The 17220-nt window shown below is 58.7% G+C and carries 14 protein-coding genes; 4 read left to right on the plus strand and 10 right to left on the minus strand.

The features are described from left to right. The first annotated feature begins 72 nt into the window (after window positions 1-72). The gene (locus F0184_RS03335; protein WP_150494421.1) at window positions 73-576 is read left to right on the plus strand and encodes a hypothetical protein; all 504 of its coding nucleotides are present in this window, start codon (window positions 73-75) and stop codon (window positions 574-576) included. 106 nt (window positions 577-682) lie between these two features. Here F0184_RS03335 and F0184_RS03340 read toward each other — a convergent pair whose 3' ends face one another. From F0184_RS03340 to F0184_RS03360, 5 genes are all read right to left on the minus strand, one after another. After that, complete coding sequence (locus F0184_RS03340) at window positions 683-1747, minus strand: YcjF family protein (RefSeq protein ID WP_150494423.1); 1065 nt, start codon at window positions 1745-1747, stop codon at window positions 683-685. Further along, window positions 1744-3237 carry a YcjX family GTP-binding protein gene (locus F0184_RS03345; protein WP_150494425.1) on the minus strand — a complete coding sequence of 498 codons (1494 nt, stop codon included), beginning with the start codon at window positions 3235-3237 and terminating at the stop codon, window positions 1744-1746. The genes F0184_RS03340 and F0184_RS03345 overlap by 4 nt, the downstream gene beginning before the upstream one ends. 85 nt (window positions 3238-3322) lie before the next feature. Further along, window positions 3323-3841: a SixA phosphatase family protein gene (locus F0184_RS03350; protein WP_150494427.1), complete on the minus strand. Its 519-nt coding sequence runs from the start codon at window positions 3839-3841 to the stop codon at window positions 3323-3325. Between the two features lie 72 nt (window positions 3842-3913). Beyond that, the gene (locus F0184_RS03355; protein ID WP_150494429.1) at window positions 3914-4381 is read right to left on the minus strand and encodes a hypothetical protein; all 468 of its coding nucleotides are present in this window, start codon (window positions 4379-4381) and stop codon (window positions 3914-3916) included. 127 nt (window positions 4382-4508) lie between these two features. Continuing rightward, window positions 4509-5354: an AAA family ATPase gene (locus tag F0184_RS03360; protein WP_150494655.1), complete on the minus strand. Its 846-nt coding sequence runs from the start codon at window positions 5352-5354 to the stop codon at window positions 4509-4511. A gap of 187 nt (window positions 5355-5541) precedes the next feature. Between F0184_RS03360 and F0184_RS03365 the strand changes: the two genes are divergently transcribed. The 3 genes from F0184_RS03365 to F0184_RS03375 all read left to right on the plus strand — a co-directional run bounded on the left by F0184_RS03365 (window position 5542) and on the right by F0184_RS03375 (window position 10564). Further along, window positions 5542-7059 (plus strand): flagellar hook protein FlgE, encoded by a 1518-nt coding sequence (locus tag F0184_RS03365; protein ID WP_208998286.1) that lies wholly within the window; start codon window positions 5542-5544, stop codon window positions 7057-7059. A 65-nt stretch (window positions 7060-7124) separates the two neighbouring features. Then, window positions 7125-8966, plus strand: coding sequence for a flagellar hook-associated protein FlgK (flgK, locus tag F0184_RS03370; RefSeq protein ID WP_150494431.1), 1842 nt, complete (start codon window positions 7125-7127; stop codon window positions 8964-8966). Window positions 8967-8974: 8 nt separating this feature from the next. After that, entirely contained in the window at window positions 8975-10564 is a 1590-nt protein-coding gene (locus F0184_RS03375; protein WP_150494434.1) for a flagellar protein, read from the plus strand. Between the two features lie 266 nt (window positions 10565-10830). Here F0184_RS03375 and flaF read toward each other — a convergent pair whose 3' ends face one another. From flaF to F0184_RS03400, 5 genes are all read right to left on the minus strand, one after another. After that, window positions 10831-11226, minus strand: coding sequence for a flagellar biosynthesis regulator FlaF (gene flaF, locus F0184_RS03380; RefSeq protein ID WP_150494436.1), 396 nt, complete (start codon window positions 11224-11226; stop codon window positions 10831-10833). Further along, window positions 11108-11602 carry a flagellar biosynthesis repressor FlbT gene (flbT, locus tag F0184_RS03385; protein ID WP_150494438.1) on the minus strand — a complete coding sequence of 165 codons (495 nt, stop codon included), beginning with the start codon at window positions 11600-11602 and terminating at the stop codon, window positions 11108-11110. The genes flaF and flbT overlap by 119 nt, the downstream gene beginning before the upstream one ends. Before the next feature lie 90 nt (window positions 11603-11692). Beyond that, window positions 11693-13192, minus strand: a complete 1500-nt coding sequence (locus tag F0184_RS03390) for a flagellin N-terminal helical domain-containing protein (RefSeq protein WP_150494440.1) — start codon at window positions 13190-13192, stop codon at window positions 11693-11695. A 289-nt stretch (window positions 13193-13481) separates the two neighbouring features. Further along, window positions 13482-14996 (minus strand): flagellin N-terminal helical domain-containing protein, encoded by a 1515-nt coding sequence (locus tag F0184_RS03395; RefSeq protein ID WP_150494442.1) that lies wholly within the window; start codon window positions 14994-14996, stop codon window positions 13482-13484. A gap of 989 nt (window positions 14997-15985) precedes the next feature. After that, window positions 15986-17143, minus strand: a complete 1158-nt coding sequence (locus F0184_RS03400) for a flagellin N-terminal helical domain-containing protein (protein ID WP_150494444.1) — start codon at window positions 17141-17143, stop codon at window positions 15986-15988. Window positions 17144-17220: the final 77 nt, after the last annotated feature.

Here is a 17220-nt window from a genome sequence, read left to right on the forward strand (position 1 = left end):
CGTTTAGAGGCACACTTTTGTGCCTACCCCTGGAGCCGTGGCAGGGTTTGAAGACCCCGGAGCACGAGGGAGATGCCGGCGTTGATTGAAGACCTTTACCAGGCGCTGGCGGACCGGATCGCCCAGTTGGATCTCGGCGGCCTATGGTCCGGTTTTTTGCCGGATACGGGACCGGGCGCGGAGATGCTGCTGGCCGGGTATCTGATCGGATTGTTCCTGCTTGCGGTCCCGCCGGTCTTCGTCACCTTAAATATGGCCCGGTGGCGGTCGACCGGGCGCGCGGCCTTCCGCATGTTGCCGCTGGCGCTTGTCATGATGGTTGGGCTCGGGCTCGCGGCGGGATCGGAAATGTGGCGGCACGCGGTTACGCCGGAAACCTATCTGCACACCTATGCCGTCCGCGTAAAACTGGGACTGATCTTCGCGGCGGCAGGTGCGGCCGCACTGTCGTTCTGGCTTGGCAGCCTCAGGCTCACCGTCCGGTGGCCCAATCTGTCCCGGCTGGGGCATGCGTTGTCTTTGATTTGCTGGTTGAACGTGCTCTTTGCCGCCCGGTTGACCGGGCCTTTGGTGTAACCGCTAGATTAGCGGGCATTTAATCGGAACCGATTTCACGCCCAAAGCGGATCGCTTCCTGAGAGGCCGCGCATCTTTGGGCGTTTCAAACAAAACGCCCGATGCGCTAGGCTTTGTCGCGGTCCGGGGCTTCAACATCCGCAGATTTCATGACTTCGCTCATGAAGTCCTTCACCCGGGGGCCAGATGTGTCGACAAATGGCACCGGACGGCAGACAGCAATCGCGGCGATCCCGATGCGTGCCGTGAGCAGTCCGTTTATCACGCCTTCGCCGAGCCGGGCCGACAGACGGCTCGCAAGGCTGTGCCCAAGCACATCGTGGGTCAGGCTGTCGCCGGCCGCCATGCCTCCGGTAATGGCAAGATGCGCCACAACGTGTTTGGTCAGCCGCAAGAACCCAAGTGCGCCGGGCCTGCCGCCATAAAGCAGGGACAATTGGCGGATGATCCTGAGGTTTTCGAGCAGAACGACCAGAAGATCGATCAGCGCACGGGGGCTCACCGCTGTCACCAGGGACACCCGTTTCGCGCTGGTCAGAACGATCTTTCGGGCTTGGCGGTCCAGGGAGGCCAGCAAATCACGCTCCGCCAGAACGATCAGATCACGGCCATCAATCACTTCGCGCATGTGTCCGGAAAGGGCCCGGCGGCCTTGCGCGGTTTCAGGACGGTCCTTGTAGAGCGCGATCAGCTCTTCAAGCCCGTCGCGCGCGGTCTTGGTATCGTCGGTCTGGGCGGCTTCGCCGAGCCGGTCGCGCAGACTGTCGATCTTGCCAAGGCGCATCAGAGCCAGCCCTTCCCTGAGGACCAGGCCGACAAGCGCGGCGACGAGAAGGCCGGTCAAGCCGACTCCCAGCCAGCCGAGCCAGTCTGTGCGGGCGAAAAGGTCCCGGATCAGGCTTTCGATCGCCAAACCGAATGACAGGCTGACGAGCCCGCCGGCTGCGATGGCCAGCAATCGGCCCATTGAAATCCGGCGCCGCTTGACCGTGTGACGAGCCGGCGAAGGGATGTCCCGATCCGGCGTATCCTGCTCGGTCACCAGCACTTCGTTGGCCAGAGGCGTTGTCTCCGCCTCGGCGGAAAGCCGAACGTTGCTGTCGTCCAGCCGGAAGGCGGCGGGCTTGCGGGCCTGTTTGTCCGAAGCGGGGGAGGAGGGCTTGCCGGTCACGCCAATCGGTCTCCAATCAGGAATTCAAGAGCCCGGTCGAGCCGGATGTGAGGCAGCGACAAAGTCAGGCCTTCCGCCGTTCTGTCGAGCTTTGGCGGACGGAAGCGCAGGAATCGAAGCGCTGGGTCCGCCGCCGAACCGGAGCCGTGGTCCTGGATGCCCAACTCGCCCGCAGGCGAGAACAGAGTGTCCGGATCGTGCGGCAGGTCTCCGGGAAACACCGCGATCTCGCAGTTGCCGTCATAGTTTTCGCCGTTGATGGCCTCGCCCGGCAGCGGAGTGCCCAAGATGGCGGGCAGTTCCTCCCCCTTATGGCGGACACTGGCCTCCCTTGTGGCACGGACCGCGGCCATCGCGAGCACGCTGACATCGGCGCCCTTGAAGCGCGCATGCTCGATCCCGCGGGCCACGAGGCGCTCCAGGATCGCCTCGAGCCGGTCATGGTCGTCCCGGTGAAGATGATCGGCCTTCGTGGCCGCGAACAGGATCTTGTCGATGCGCCGTGTCAGGATAGAAGACAGCCAGTTTTGACGCCCCGGCCGGAACGCCGTCAGAACTTCACCGAGGGCTTCTTCGAGATCCGACATCGCATCCGGACCGGCATTGAGCGCATGCAGTACGTCCACAAGAACGATCTGGCGATCGAGCCGGGCGAAATGATCCCGGAAGAACGGACGGATCACGTGGGTTTTATAGGCCTCGAAGCGGCGCTCCATCATCGCGCGGAGAGTGCCCGTCCGGGACGGAGGGGCATCCGCCGGGATATCCAGCGGCGCGAAAGTGAGGGCGGGGGACCCGTCGAGATCGCCCGGCATCAAGAAGCGGCCTGGCGGCAGCATGGACAGGGCATGGGCGTCCGACCGGCAGGCAGCGAGATAGGACTTGAAGGCGGCCGACAGGTTTTGGGCGTCCTGCTCGCTTTCCGGACCGGACGGTTCGGTTCCCTCCAGCAACGACAGATAGCGGTCCGCCAACGCCTTTCGATTGGGGGCTCGCGCCCGTCGCAGCGCGCTTGCGCTAAACTCCGCATAAGTCTTCGACAAGAGCGGCAGATCCAGCAGCCATTCGCCGGGATAGTCGATCAGGTCCAGGTGGATTTTTCCACGGCCCAGCCGGCGGGCGAGGAACTGCGCGCTTTCGAATTCCAGTGTCAGGCGAAGTTCGGACACTTGCCGGGTGGAATCCGGCCAGATCCGGTCATTCACAAGCGCTGCGACATGGGCCTCGTAGTCGAAGCGGGGAACGGCATCATCGGGTTGCGGTTGGAGCCGCGCGCCGGTCAGCCGACCGCCGGCAGCGGCCTGGAACACGGGCAAGCGCCCGCCATGAATCAGATTGTGGACCAGCGCCGTGATGAACACAGTCTTCCCGGCCCGGGCCAAGCCCGTCACACCGAGCCTGACGGACGGAACGGCGAGATCCGTGACAGAGCCGGACAGATTGGCGAATGTCAGACGTGCTTCGTCGGCAAGGGATTGAAACGTGGGCAAGGCAACCTCCGGTGCGTGATGTAGGGGCTCCGGCGCCAGGGTGCAATTGCCAACTGATCCGTAAGTCAAGCAGGCAGTATCAGTGTCAGGGCATGAGGTCTCTCGGCTTGGCGAACGAAACGAGCTGGCCGGATTCAACCGTCAGATCCCGCCAGTCCGCGATGGCGAAATCCAGAACGGCGATTGCGCCTGTCGGAAACTTGGCTGACATATCCTGCCAGACCGGCCCTTCGCGGGTTTGAACGAGACTGTAGGCGGTCGCGTCCATCGCCGGGTTATGTCCGATGATCATCACGACGTCGGCGGGGGCCGCGTGGCGGCGCAGAATCGGCAGATAATCCAGACCATGATCGTCATAAAGGGCATCCAGAAGATGGATCTCCACTTCTCGGGTCAGATGGAGCAGAAGGGGAGCGAGCGTCTCGCGTGTGCGCAAGGAAGTGGAACACAGGATGCGGTCCGGATTGAGGTTCTGCTCACGCAGATAGGCCGCCATAACCGGCGCGGCTTGTCTGCCCCGCTCGTTCAAAGGCCGGTCCTTGTCCGCCAGGGCGGGATCGCCCCAGTCGGATTTGGCATGCCGGTAAAGGATCAGTCTTTTCATTGTGGCCTGCGTGCGAAGTGAAAGAGCCGAAGATGATGGTGTGCCTCCCCGGTGAACCGGGTGTTTGGGATTTCAGTTCTGCTGGGCCAGCATTTCCTCAAACGCGGCGACAGCCGGACCGACTTCTGCTTCCTGAGCCGGCAGACTATAGGCGATCCAAAGACTGAAATCCGCTTCGCGTCCGGCAAAGTGCCAAAGGGTTTCAATCTGCGTCCTTCCGCCCCAATCCTGGGTCTTGAAGGAAATCCCGCGCTCGGCAACACCACTCATGGAAACGAGTTCGAATCCGGCGGCGCGATAATTGTCCAGAAAGGCCGAAGCCGCCTGCCGCCCTGTTCCGGCCAGATGTTGCCGGACCACCGCCTGCATGCCATCGCGCCCGGTATAGAGGCAGCCGGCCATGCGGTCGGAGTCGGCCGCAAGGGTTTTCGTGCGGAAGAACGGCCCGACAATGTCTGGACACCGCATGCCCGAAAAATGCCGCATCCCGAAGACATCGCCGACCCAGCCCTCCTGTTCTTCATTCTGAGTGCGCTGCATCGTGCCCTGCGCGCCCGCATCTGATACAGCCGCGCCCAAAGCACAGAGCAATATCAGACCAGAAACGACCATCCCGGAAGGGCGCGGTGGCTGCCAGCGCGGCACGAAGCGTTCTCCCTCGATTGGATTAACTGCGTTCGCGCCGGGCCATGAAGGCGAGGCGCTCGAACAGGTGCACATCCTGCTCGTTTTTCAGCAAGGCTCCATGGAGCGGCGGGATGAGTTTGGACATGCTGCCCTGCCGGAGCGTCTCGGCATCGACATCCTCGTTGACCAGCAGCTTGATCCAGTCGATGAGCTCGGACGTCGACGGCTTCTTCTTCAAACCCGGGACATCGCGGACCTCGAAAAACAGCCGCAAGGCTTCGCTCAACAAGCGCGGTTTCAGGCCAGGGAAATGAACCTCGACGATTTCCGTCATGGTCTGCGCGTCGGGGAATTTGATGAAGTGGAAGAAGCACCGGCGCAGAAAGGCATCCGGCAGGTCTTTCTCGTTGTTCGAGGTGATGATGACGACCGGGCGCTGATTGGCCTTTACCGTCTCCCCGGTTTCGTAGACATGGAACTCCATCCGGTCGAGTTCCAAGAGGAGATCGTTCGGAAACTCGATATCCGCCTTGTCGATCTCGTCGATCAGCAGAACCGGTTTCACCGGCGACGAGAACGCTTCCCACAATTTGCCCTTTCGGATGTAGTTGTTGATGTCCTTGACGCGTTCGTCACCCAATTGACTGTCCCGCAGGCGGGAGACGGCGTCGTATTCATAAAGGCCCTGCTGGGCCTTTGTCGTGGATTTGACGTGCCATTCAATCAAAGGCGCTCCCAGAGCCAGCGCGACCTGTTGCGCCAGAACCGTTTTTCCCGTTCCTGGCTCGCCCTTCACCAATAGCGGGCGCTCCAGCGCGACCGCCGCATTCACAGCGACCCTCAAGTCTTCGGTCGCAATGTAACTGTCCGTGCCTTCAAACCGCATGAGCCATTCCATGTTCTATCTCTTGCCCGGACAGTAAGGTTGCCCGCACTGGAGCGCAAGCTGGCCCAGCGTGCCAGCTGGGTAAGTGGGCCGTGCCAATCCCGAAAAATGTGGCCTGCCTGCCTGGCAGTTTTTGCCGATTGGTCGGTTTCTGCCTGTCTGGCTGCTCCGAGCCTGTTGGATAACGGTGTTCAATCCTCTGAATTTTATAGGAATTTTGACGTTCCTCGATTTGGCACGCGGTTTGCCAGTAGAGGGCAGAACGGGGCTTTTGCCCGGAAAGACCAAGAGGACCGGTATGGGTATTTACGGGGCTATCAATGCGGCGATCTCGGGGCTGAACGCTCAATCGCGCGCGCTCGAAAACATTTCAGGCAATGTGGCCAACTCGCAGACGGTTGGCTTCAAGCGGCTGGACACCACTTTCTCGGATCTCGTGTCGGGAGGCGGTGCTATCCAGGCATCGCAAGTGTCGGGGACGACATTCGCCACCTCGCGTGCGACGAACACGATCCAGGGCGATATTACGCAAAGTGACGTGTCAACCTACCTGGCGATCAATGGGGAGGGGTATTTCGTTGTGACGGCCGCCGACGACATTGTCGATGGAGGGACAACGTTCCAGGATACTAATTACTACACCCGCGGCGGTGACTTCGAGCTCGACGAAGAAGGGTACATGGTCAACCAGTCGGGGTATTACCTCAAAGGCTTTCCTCTGGATCCAACTACTGGAAATGCGACGGGCGATGTTCCTGAGGTGCTTCAGGTGAGTCGCCAGCCTTTGGCAGCGCAGCAGTCGCGGACAATTACCTATCAAGCCAATTTGCCGCCAACGCCACAGACAAACCGTTTCGTTACATCAAGTGGCGCCGCGGGTACGGATACTCTTGAAACATTCGGTGGTCCTCCGGTTCTGGATGCTACCACAAATATTGACGAAACATATCGGGCGGCATTCGAAAACTCGTCTATTTCGGGTGGTGCCACGACCATTTATAATGACAATGGCACTGCGATTAGCGTGACCCTCCGTTGGGCTAAAGTACCGGCGCCAGCAGTGAATACTTGGAATCTTTACTATGCGAGCCCTGGCGATGCAGCCGGTGATGCCTACAAAAGAGTCGGTAGTGTCCAATTCGATGCAAGTGGTGCGGTGCAAACGCTTACTGCAGCCACTGGTGCCACAGCCTCTGGTACAGAGTCGTTCACTATCGCAAATATTACAGTAAATGGTGTTTCTACTGCGGGGCCAGGTGGGGCGGGGACAACAATTGCCTTCGGGACAAACTCTCTTACCCAATTTGCGACAAATGAAGGAACTGCGACGTCCGTAGAAGTGAATAGCGACGGCTATGCCGCCGGCGAGTTCCTGGGTATCGCGGTTGATGAGTCCGGCCGGGTGAATGCCAGCTACTCCAACAGCCAGACCCGCGCTCTCTATGAGATTCCCTTAGCAACGTTTGAGGCCGAGCAGAACCTTCAGCGGGTGGATGGGGCTGCCTTTGCCGCGACCTCCACATCCGGGGAGCCGGATCTGACGGGAGGTGGTTCGATCATCGCCAATGCCATCGAGCTCTCCAACGCGGATATCGCGACGGAGTTCTCGAAGCTGATCATCACCCAGCAGGCCTATTCCGCCAACACGCGGATCGTGACGTCCGCGGACGAAATGCTCGACAGCGCGTTGAACATGGTCCGGTAACAGTGAGTTAGGAGCCGGCGGTTCAGCCGCCGGCGCCGCGTAACCCAAAGAGGAAAGGCGCGGATATGGGACTAACATCGGCTCTCAATACGGCGCTTTTCGGGCTGACATACAACCAGCGTCAGCTCGATCTCACCGCCCAGAACATCGCCAACGCGGATACGGTCGGGTACACCCGCAAGGAAGTGTCGGCGAAGGTCTTCTTCGACGGCAACGGCAATGTCACGGGGCTGTTGTCGAACGAGGTCGTGCGGGCGGTCGATCTCAAGATCCAGTCGTCCTACTTCGAATCCCTTGCCGATGCCGAATACGCCAAACAGGTCCAGACCTACACCGACCGTCTGGACGATATCTTCGGAACGATTAATGACAAGTCGAGCGTTTCCGCCCTGGCCACGGAGCTGACGACCGCGTTGTCCGCGCTGGTCAACGATCCAGGCGGCTATGCGGCCCAACTCCAGGTCATTTCGGCGGCTGAAGCGCTCGCCAACGAAATCAATACCTCCTATGCGCAAATCCAGGAACTGCGCCAGCAGGCCGATTCCGTTCTGGCCCTTCAGACGGAGACCGTGAACGGCCTGCTCCAAAGCATAAAGGATGTCGATGCCGATATTCGCGATGCTAAGCAGGCGAATGTGTCGACGGCCGATATTCTCGATCAGCGCGACAGGTACCTCGAACAGCTCTCCGGCTATCTCGATGTCAACATCTCCAACAACGACAACGGCACCATCAACATCACCACACACAGCGCTGAGCTTTTGTACACGGACGGTCAGGTCTCGACGCTGTCGTTCACGGAAACACCGACCTTGCAGCCGGGACAATCCGGAAACAGCGTGATGGTCACGACTGTGGGCGGCGCGACCTTCGATCTGGTCGCGAGCTCGCGGTCTGGTTCCATCTTCGCGCTCGATGAGATGCGTGACGATGTTCTGGTCAAGGCGCAAGGGCAACTGGACGAAATCGCCGCTGAAATGTCGTTGGCGTTTTCCAATGTCACCATCGAGAGCAATGCTGTGACGGTCGGACTCGAGACGGGCTTCGATCTGGATATTTCCGCGCTTCGGGCCGGCAACACGATCGAGATATCCTATGTGGAGGGGGGGCAGAACCGGACGGTAACGCTGATTGGTGTTGAAGACCCGACCTTGCTGCCGCTTTCCGACACGGCGACCGCGCGCACCGACGACACCGTCTTCGGGATCGATATTTCATCAGGGATTGATGCCGCCACAATCTCACAAATAGCATCGGCGACAGGTCTGCAGGTTTCGAATATCGCACCGGATGATCTGCGGATCCTGGGGAACACGGGCGCTGGGGTTAGTGTCAATAGCGTGTCGGCCGATGTGACGGTGTCCGCGGCGACAAATCAGGGGCTCGGTCTGGCTGTGTTCACCGATACCCGAAATGGCGAGGTGGACTTCACCGACGCGCTGGAAAGCGGCGGGCAGCGCGTGGGATTTGGCATGGGCATATCCGTGAACTCCGCCTTGAAAGCGGATTCCGGACAGCTCGTGACCTATCAAACGACCCCTGCGGCGAACTCTCCAAACGATCCTGCCAGGGCTCAATATCTTCTGGATTCGCTAACGACCGAGGCGGTGTCCTTCCGTCCAGAGGCCGGAATCGGAACGCCAGGAACGCCCTATCGGGGGACCGTTCTGCAATACATCAATCAGTCTGTGGCTTATCAGGGCGACCAGGCGCAGGACGCAAAGACCTTTGCCGAATCCAAGATCGCCTTGACCACAAATCTCGCCATCCGCCATGAAGAAGCCTATTCCGTCAATATCGACGAGGAGATGGGGTTTCTGGTGGCCTTGCAAAACTCCTACAAAGCCAATGCGCGGGTGATGCAAGCCGTGAATGATCTCTTCGAGCGCTTGCTGCAGGTTACCTGAGGTGAATCATGACCATTGATACGATCACCACCTCCCGAAGCTATCTTACCCAGCAGCTGACCAAGTTGAACCGGACATTGTCCGAGAAGACGGCCCAACTCGCCACAGGCATGAAATCGCAAACCTATGGAGGTCTTGGCGACAACAGGCTGCTTTCGCTGGAACTGACCCAGAAGGTCAGCCGGATAGATGCCTATCAGGAAACGATCATCCGGACCAATTTGCACATCAATTCGCTGAACACGACGCTTGAGCGTCTGGAAGCCTTGCGGATCGATTCCAAATCTGCGCTTGATCAAAACGACTTCGAGCTTCAAAGCGACGGCCAGACCCAAACCCAGGCGACCGCAGAAGTGCTTCTCTACGAAGCTGTCAGTCTTTTGAACACGGAAGTCGCGGGTTATTATCTATACGGCGGGACCGACGCCTTCTCTAATCCGGTTGCCGGTGTCGCCGCCATCATGGACGGGGCCGATGGCCGGGCCGGGTTGAAGACCGTTGTCGACGAGTACGTGCAGGCCAATCTGGGCGCGGATGATCTTGGCCGGTTGACGGTCAGCGCCTTGACGACCAACGGGGCGCCGCCGACCGACTCCACGTTCACCATTGCCGAAGATGGAACGCATGACTTCGGCTTCGATATCGCCGGCGTGACCAATGCTCTGTCGAATGTGGCCGTGACCGGACCGGCGGGCACCGGGACCGATCCGGATACGTTCGACATTCAGTTCACCGGGCAACCGATAGCCGGTGAGGAAATCACCTTGCAGTTCACGCTGCCACCCGGCCATACCGAAAACCTGTCGATGACGTTCAAGGCGAGCACCGGCAACAACCCGCTCACTGGCGAATTCGCAATCGGCGCGGATTTGGCGGAAACCGCGGCCAATCTGCGCACGGCGATCCTGACAGAGATCGAGGAACAGGCCAAGACCAGCCTCAAGGCAGCCGCCACAACATGGGCGGCGGATGAGTTCTTCGATACGTTTGGTGGAAATGACACCCTGCGGGTGGACGGTCCTCCTTTCGACACGGCGACGGCCCAGGTCAGCGGAGCGGCGACCACGGTCGCGTGGTACACCGGTGAAAACACAGCCACATCCAATGCCCGTTTGGACAAGAATGCGCGCGTCGACGACAATCTGGAGGTCAGCTATGGCGCGCGCGCGAATGAGCAGGGCTTCGCCGATGTGATGAAGGGCCTCGCCGCGTTTGTGGCGGCCGATTTTTCGGCGCCGGCTCTTCCCACCAACCCGACCCAGGCGCAAATTGACGCAAATGCGGCGGAACAAGCCCAGCTCCAGCGCTTCTACAACGGTCTGACGGAAAGACTGCGCGCGGTTCTGGAGCCGAGCTCGGCCGATCAGTCGGGAATCGTTGATATCAGCACGGAAATTTCGATCGCCTATAGAACGGTGCAGTACACCGATGACCGGCATACGCAGGTCAAATCAAGCTACGAAACGACGATCGGTGAAATCGTGGGCGTAAATGATGAGCTTTTGGCAGCGGAAATCCTGCAGCTCCAGACCAATATCGAAGCGTCCTACCGCGCCTCGTCCATCGTCTTTGATCTCACTCTTGCCGATTACGTGTAAAGAACTTGAAATAAACAACCGTTAATATGGTATAGCCCGCGGAAGCGGGCCTTTTTTTGCCGGCGCATCTGGCGCTTTGTTTGAAACATCGGAAGGTTCACGGCCACTCAAGGGCGATCATCTGAGGGCGTGCAATCGGTCCCGATGAAACGCGCCCGCAGGTCTCGAGCATTTCTCGTGAAAGCTGAATCACTTGAATTGCTCTATGTTCCTGTTTTTACGCAATTTCACGAGCGTAAAAGTCTCCAGCTTTTACTGAAATTGCTCTAGGCGCCTGCAGATGCGGCGGCATCCTGGCGGGCCCGCAATCCTTCCGCGATGGATCGGTTGATACTGATCAGGACGTCGAGTTTGCCCGGCTCGGGGTCACTGGAAATGGCTATGGTCCGTTTGAAAACAAACACGCCCAAAGACCCGATGTTGTTCTTGATCTCTTGCGGAAGGGGGCTCTCGGCGCTGGTGGCCGAAGTGACCAATACCGTCCAGAGTTTCCGGTTGTAGGTCAGGGCTTCGTCCCGGTCCTCGAGGGTGGATTGATCCCACTCATCCTTGATCAGCTGAAGACGAGCTGCGGCTTTCATGAGGAGCGTTGCTTCCAGCTCTCTCGGAGTGACCGCCACCTGGCTCGTTTTCTGATAGGCTTGCGCCGCCTGCTTGTACATGACCGATCAGCGTCCTCTCATACTCGATAAGCTTTTTTGCTTCCTTCAGTGCTTTGTAAAAGGCGCCGGTTAGGATTGAATTACTGATACGCGTAATATACGGGATCGTACTTGGTGCTGCCTTCACAATGTCATTTACGAGTATAAAGTAGTTATCCTGTATTTTTTCTAGACTGTTCGACAAATACATCAGCTGCACAGCAAGATAAACACGCTTGGCCGGTGTATTGGCCGTTTCTGGCGTCAGAATATCTTTCTCTCGGAGGATAGGGGCTGTGCCTTCGATGAATAGACGGGTCCGTTGATTGTCGTTTGTGATTACGCTGTCACCAATGATAATGCGTTCGCCGGGTTTCAACTCAACCTTTAGCGCCATTTCATGACCTCCTCGACAAGTATGGTCACCATTATTAACCAAAAGGTTAATGCCCGGCTGGGATACTTTAACTATTTACACGTAGAGCGCTTAGAACAGGTTCAGAACGCTTTGCTCGGCCTGGTTTGCGAGAGACAGGGCTGTCGAGGAAAGCTGTTGCCTGGTTTGCAAGGCAAGCATATTCGCGCCTTCCTCGTTCATATCGGCGATGATCAGCGCCCCGGCGCCCACTTCCAGCGTGTTGATCAGTTCCTCCGTGAAATCGGTCCGGATCTGAACCGTCGAAAGGCTCGCGCCAAAACTGCTGGCGGCGGACCTCAATTCATCAAGGGCGGAATTGATGGCCTGAAGGGTTCGTTCGATATCGGTATCGGTCTTGAATTCCGAGCCTGTTGCCGTCAGCCCAACGGGCCCGCTCGTCATGGCGAAGCCGCCTATGTTGAAATCGGGGTTCGTGCTGGAGATCGAAAAACTGACTTCACCAACCAGGCTCACGCTGCCACCGGAGAATGTTGCCTGCAGCCCTTTGATGTTGTTGAGAAGGCTGACCAAATCGGAAACGGTGGTTTGATCGTCAATTTCCAGGGATGCCGGTTCGAACCCATTGCCATCGGTGATGGTAATCGTGTCGCCAACCCGGAACCCGCCAGAATTGATCAAGGTCGCGGCGGCCGTGAGCGCAGAGGTCGTCAGGGTTGTGTCAACCGTGGTGGCGGTCGAACCACCATTGGTTTCCGAGCCGCCGCCGGTCGCGTCCTTCGAGATACTCAACGTGGTGCCCGCGCTCAGACCCGACCCGATGACGATCTGATCCGTCGCTTCGTCGAATGTTGCCTGGAGGCCGCCGAGGTTGTTGATGGCGTTGACGTAGTCCTGAACGGTATTGATGGAGCCGCCAACGGTAAAGGAGTTTGTTGTTACGCCGTCGCTGACCGAAATAACATTGTTGTCGGCCCAGTTGGGAAGGCTGCTCAGATCCGATGAGGCCTGCAAACCGGGCAGGCTGATCCGTACGGTTCCGCCCTGAAGATTGAACGAACTTGTGGCTCCGGCCCCGGTCGCAAGATCGGCGAGGTTCAAGCCACCCGACAAGGACGTATCGGTATAGTCGACAGGGTCAACGGTCAGGTTGGAGGTGCTGTCCTCGTTGAAGATCACCTCAAGTTCGTTGCCGGGTCCGGCCAGAAGGTTTTTGCCCTTGTAGCCGGAATCGCGTGCCAGATCCTCAATTTGCTGGAGTACATCATTGTACTGTTGTGAATAGATCTTGCGCTGGTATTCGCTTTGCGTCTGGAGCGCCTGGTTCGCGATCGCCTTGGCCGATTCCACGAGCTTTGTGATGGACTCGATGCCATCGCCTGCAGCGCGGATCGTCTGGACGCTCTGCCCCATGTTGTCGAGCAGGTTCGACAGATCTCCGGCGCGGTCATTCAGGCTCGCGGCGGTGAAAAACGAATTCGGATTGTCGAGGGCCGAATTGACCTTCAGGCCAGTTGCCAGCCGTTCCTGGGTCCGGGACTGAAGATCGGCGGTCCTCTTCAAGGAAAGCAGGTTTTCCCGGACCGCACTTGTCAGGACGATATCGCTCATCAGGATTCACCGCATCAGTTGATCGTACTGTCTTGTCGCGCTGACTGAACACAACACCAGCACACGCTTCTCCGTCTAAATGTAAATGAAAAGTAAAGGCTGGATGCACCTGTTTATGAATTGGTAACGAAGGTTACCAAGAGATTTCTTTTAAATCATTGAAAATATTGACCTGCTTTCGACGTGGATTCGCCAGGCAGCTTTGACTGAACAAAAAAGCGGCGGGCCAGAAGGCCCGCCGCGCTGGTTGTCAGGTTGTGAGTCGTGCGTCTGTTCGATTCGCCCGGACTTAGAACAGGGACAGCACCGTCTGGTCCGCCTGAGAGGCGAAGGACAGGGATGTCGCGGCCAACTGCTGCCGCGTCTGCAGGGCCAGAAGGTTGGCGCCTTCCTCGTTGGTGTCGGCCAATGTCAGCAACCCGGCCCCCTCCTGGAGCGTGTTGATCAAAGATCGCGTGTAATCCTGCCGGATTTCGATGGTCGACAGGTTTGTACCAAACTCGGAGGCCTGTGATCTCAGATTTCCCAATGCCGTATTCAGCCGGTCGATAACCCGGTTGATTTGTCCGTCGGTGGCAAATCCGCTGTCGGTCAAAGCGGCGATGGTAACATCGTTGTTCGTGTTGGTTGCCGCGACCGTATTGTCGTTGAAGTCGTTGTTGTCGCTGGCCAGGGTCAGGTCCGTATCGCTGAGCAGAGAGATCCGGCCCGATGCTTCTTCGAAGCTTGCCGTGACACCATTGAAATCGTCGAGGAAGTTGATCAAATCCTCAATCGTCGTGTCCGCTTCGATTTCAATCGAACCGAGCTCGAAATTGTTGCCGTCGGTCAGCGTCAGGGTGTCTCCGACCTTGAAGGAGGCGGAATTTGTCAGCAAAGCGCCGGAGGAGTTCGCAGCGCTAGCCGTGATGGCCGCAAGGTCCGCGGTGTTGCCGGTGCTGCCCGATGAGCCGTCGTTCCGGATATCGATGGTCTGGTTGGAATTGATCACCAGTTGCCCGGTGGCGTCATCGAAGCTCGCGTTCACGCCAGCAAAGCCGTCGATATAGTTCACCAGATCCTGAACGGTCGTACCCGCACCAACGGTAAATCCGGTGCCGATGCTTGATGCTGTGGCAGGGCCGTCGAACAGGGCGAGGACGTCATCGACGTCGATGGCGTCGGAAGCGCTCAGCAGGGAGCTGGACTGGAGAGGCTGGCCGGTGCCGGCCTGAAGCGCGATGGTTTCCGATCCACCCCGAATGTCGAAGGAGGAAGCGCCGCCCTGGGCTTCCGCAATGTCGGACAGGTTCAAGCCCGTCGACAGGCTTGCATCGGTGTAGTCGACGGCCTGAATGGTGAGTTTCGAAGTCGCGTCTTCGTTGAAGATCGTTGTGAGATCGTTCGTGCCGCCGGCCAGAAGGTTCTTGCCCTTGTAGGACGAGTCCTTCGCCAGGTCTTCGATCTGCTCGAGGAGATCGTTGTATTGTTTGGCGAATTGGGCGCGTTCGAACTGGCTTTGGGTCTGCAAAGCCTGGTTGGCCTTTGCTTTTGCCGAATCCACGAGTTTGGTGATCGACTGAATACCCTTGTCGGCGGCCTTCAGGGTCTGCAGCGACTGGCCCATGTCGTCGAGAAGGTTGTTCAGATCGTTGGCCCGGCTGTTCAATCCGGACGCCGTGAAGAACGAGTTCGGATTGTCGAGGGCCGAATTGACCTTCAGGCCGGTCGCCAGTTTTCCCTGGACGTCGGACAAAAGATCAGCGGTGGTTTGAAGCGTGAGAAGGTTCTGCCGGACGGCAGCCGACAAGGTAATGTCAGACATGCGTGTTTCCCTTTCCTGGGTCCCATGTTCGACTGCTCTTCCTGAGCAGGTTGATCAGGATCATCTTCTGTTAACCCTAATCATCGGTTAATTCGTCGCAATTTGTGGTAAATGAAAGGTTAACGCCGCGCGGTATTCCGGGCTGACATCAAAAAATGTGCCGCCGGCCATCCTTCGAGACGGTCCTTGCGGACCTCCTCAGGATGAGGGGATCGAGTAGCTTTGCGCGAAAGGAATGGCGGATAGGCGTCGCTGGTCCGAGTGCTGCGGTGGGTGTGGCTTTTCCGGACCCTCATCTTGAGGTGCGCAGCGCAGCGGAGCCTCGAAAGATGAGGTGCGCAGCGCAGCGGCGCCTCGAAAGATCGGCGGACAAAGTGGAGTAGGGGCCACGAAGGGGGCCATGATCCTTCGAGACGGTCCTTCGGACCTCCTCAGGATGAGGGGATCAGGGGGTTGCGCGAAGGGAAGGGCGGATCGGTGTCGTTTGTCCTTGTGCTGCGGCGGGTGCGGCTCGTCCGGACCCTCATCTTGAGGTGCGCAGCGCAAGCGGAGCCTCGAAAGATCAGGTGCGCGGCGCAGCGGCGCCTCGAAAGATCGGCAGCAAAATCAGGTAGGGGCGAGGAAGGGGGCCTTGATCCTTCGAGACGGTCCTTGGGGACCTCCTCAGGATGAGGGGATCAGGGGGTTGCGCGGAGGGAACGGCGGATTGGCGTCGCTGGTCCGAGTGCTGCGGCGGGTGCGGCTCGTCCGGACCCTCATCTTGAGGTGCGCAGCGCAGCGGAGCCTCGAAAGATGAGGTGCGCAGCGCAGCGGCGCCTCGAAAGATCGGCGGCAAAATCGGGTAGGGGCCACGAAGGGGGCCATGAACCTTCGACACGGTCCTTGCGGACCTCCTCAGGATGAGGGGATCGGGAAGCTTTGCGCAAAAAAAAACCGGCGGACAGTGTCCGCCGGTCTTGTGGTGTCGTTTGCGCCCGGTAGGGGTTGTTTTAGAACAACCGCAGAACGTTCTGGTCGGCCTGGGCAGCCAGGGACAGCGAGGTGGACGCCAGCGACTGCTGGGTCTGAAGGGCCAGCAAGTTCGCGCCTTCCTCGTTGGTGTCTGCCAGGGTCAGGAGACCAGCCCCTTCCTCGAGCGTGTTGATCAACGCATTGGTGAAGTCCTGCCTGTTCTGCACGATCGACAGGTTCGTACCGAAGGTGGAGGCTTGCGAGCGGAGCGTATTCTGCGCCCGCGTCAAGTCAGACAGAACCGAGTTGATCGCTGTGTCTGAGGCGAACCCGTTCTCGGTCGCCGCATTGAACGACTGGTCCGACAGAGCGCCGGTCGAAGACAGGGTCACATTGATGCTGGAGGAGACGGAAATCCCGCCGCTTACCGAGGCCTCAATGTCACGGCTGGATCCGTTGATGAAGTTTGCAACGTCCTGCACGGTGGTCGTTGCAGAGATCTCCAACGAACCGTAGGTACCGCCAGTGCTGTCTGTCAGGGTCAGCACATCGCCTGCCGCGAAATCGTCATCCAGCGTGATCAACTGACCGCCGGTCAGGGCAGCCGGTGTCGTCAAGCTGTCGTTCGTAGCAGCGAGTGTGGATGCGGTTCCTGCCACCGCACTTGCCAGATCCGACAGGCGCAGGCCTGTTGACAGGCTGGTGTCGGTGTAGTCGACGGCGGAAATGTCCAGATCGGACGTTCCGTCTTCGTTGAAAGTCACTCTCAGATCGTTGCCGGAGCCGCCGAGCAGGTTCTTGCCCTTGTAACCCGAATCCTTGGCAATATCCTCAATCTGAGTCAGCAGTTCGTTGTATTCGGAAACGAATTGCTTGCGCTCGGACTGGCTGGATGTCTGAAGGGCTTGGTTGGCCTTCGCTTTTGCGGCGTCGACGAGGTCGGAGATCGCGCCGATCCCCTTGTCGGCCGCTTTCAGCGTTTGCACGCCTTGCCCCATGTCGTCCAGAAGGTTCGACAGATCGCCTGCGCGGTTCTGAAGTCCCTTTGCCGTGAAGAAGGAGTTCGGATTGTCAAGCGCGGAGTTCACCTTCTTGCCGGTGGCCAGTTTTTCCTGAACACCCGAGATGAGCTTGGAAGCAGATTGAAGCGCTTGGAGGTTCGAGCGCACGGCGCTCGAAATGGTAATGTCAGTCATTGTGTCTTCCTTCCTAGAAGTACGCAGTACAGAGCCTGTTCTTGGCCCGGGAGCGACAATGACACGACCAAAAGTAA

The organism is Roseibium aquae (genome assembly GCF_008711285.1).
Classification (GTDB): Bacteria; Pseudomonadota; Alphaproteobacteria; order Rhizobiales; family Stappiaceae; genus Roseibium; species Roseibium aquae.

Excerpts from the sequence above, each read along its gene's own strand:
- F0184_RS03390 (WP_150494440.1), bottom strand. The coding sequence starts at position 13,192 with ATGAGCGATATCGTCCTGACAAGTGCGGTCCGGGAAAACCTGCTTTCC.
- F0184_RS03395 (WP_150494442.1), bottom strand. The coding sequence starts at position 14,996 with ATGTCTGACATTACCTTGTCGGCTGCCGTCCGGCAGAACCTTCTCACG.
- flaF (WP_150494436.1), bottom strand. The coding sequence starts at position 11,226 with ATGTACAAGCAGGCGGCGCAAGCCTATCAGAAAACGAGCCAGGTGGCG.
- flgK (WP_150494431.1), top strand. The coding sequence starts at position 7,125 with ATGGGACTAACATCGGCTCTCAATACGGCGCTTTTCGGGCTGACATAC.
- flbT (WP_150494438.1), bottom strand. The coding sequence starts at position 11,602 with ATGGCGCTAAAGGTTGAGTTGAAACCCGGCGAACGCATTATCATTGGT.
- F0184_RS03400 (WP_150494444.1), bottom strand. The coding sequence starts at position 17,143 with ATGACTGACATTACCATTTCGAGCGCCGTGCGCTCGAACCTCCAAGCG.
- F0184_RS03355 (WP_150494429.1), bottom strand. The coding sequence starts at position 4,381 with ATGCAGCGCACTCAGAATGAAGAACAGGAGGGCTGGGTCGGCGATGTC.
- F0184_RS03375 (WP_150494434.1), top strand. The coding sequence starts at position 8,975 with ATGACCATTGATACGATCACCACCTCCCGAAGCTATCTTACCCAGCAG.
- F0184_RS03335 (WP_150494421.1), top strand. The coding sequence starts at position 73 with ATGCCGGCGTTGATTGAAGACCTTTACCAGGCGCTGGCGGACCGGATC.
- F0184_RS03360 (WP_150494655.1), bottom strand. The coding sequence starts at position 5,354 with ATGCGGTTTGAAGGCACGGACAGTTACATTGCGACCGAAGACTTGAGG.
- F0184_RS03350 (WP_150494427.1), bottom strand. The coding sequence starts at position 3,841 with ATGAAAAGACTGATCCTTTACCGGCATGCCAAATCCGACTGGGGCGAT.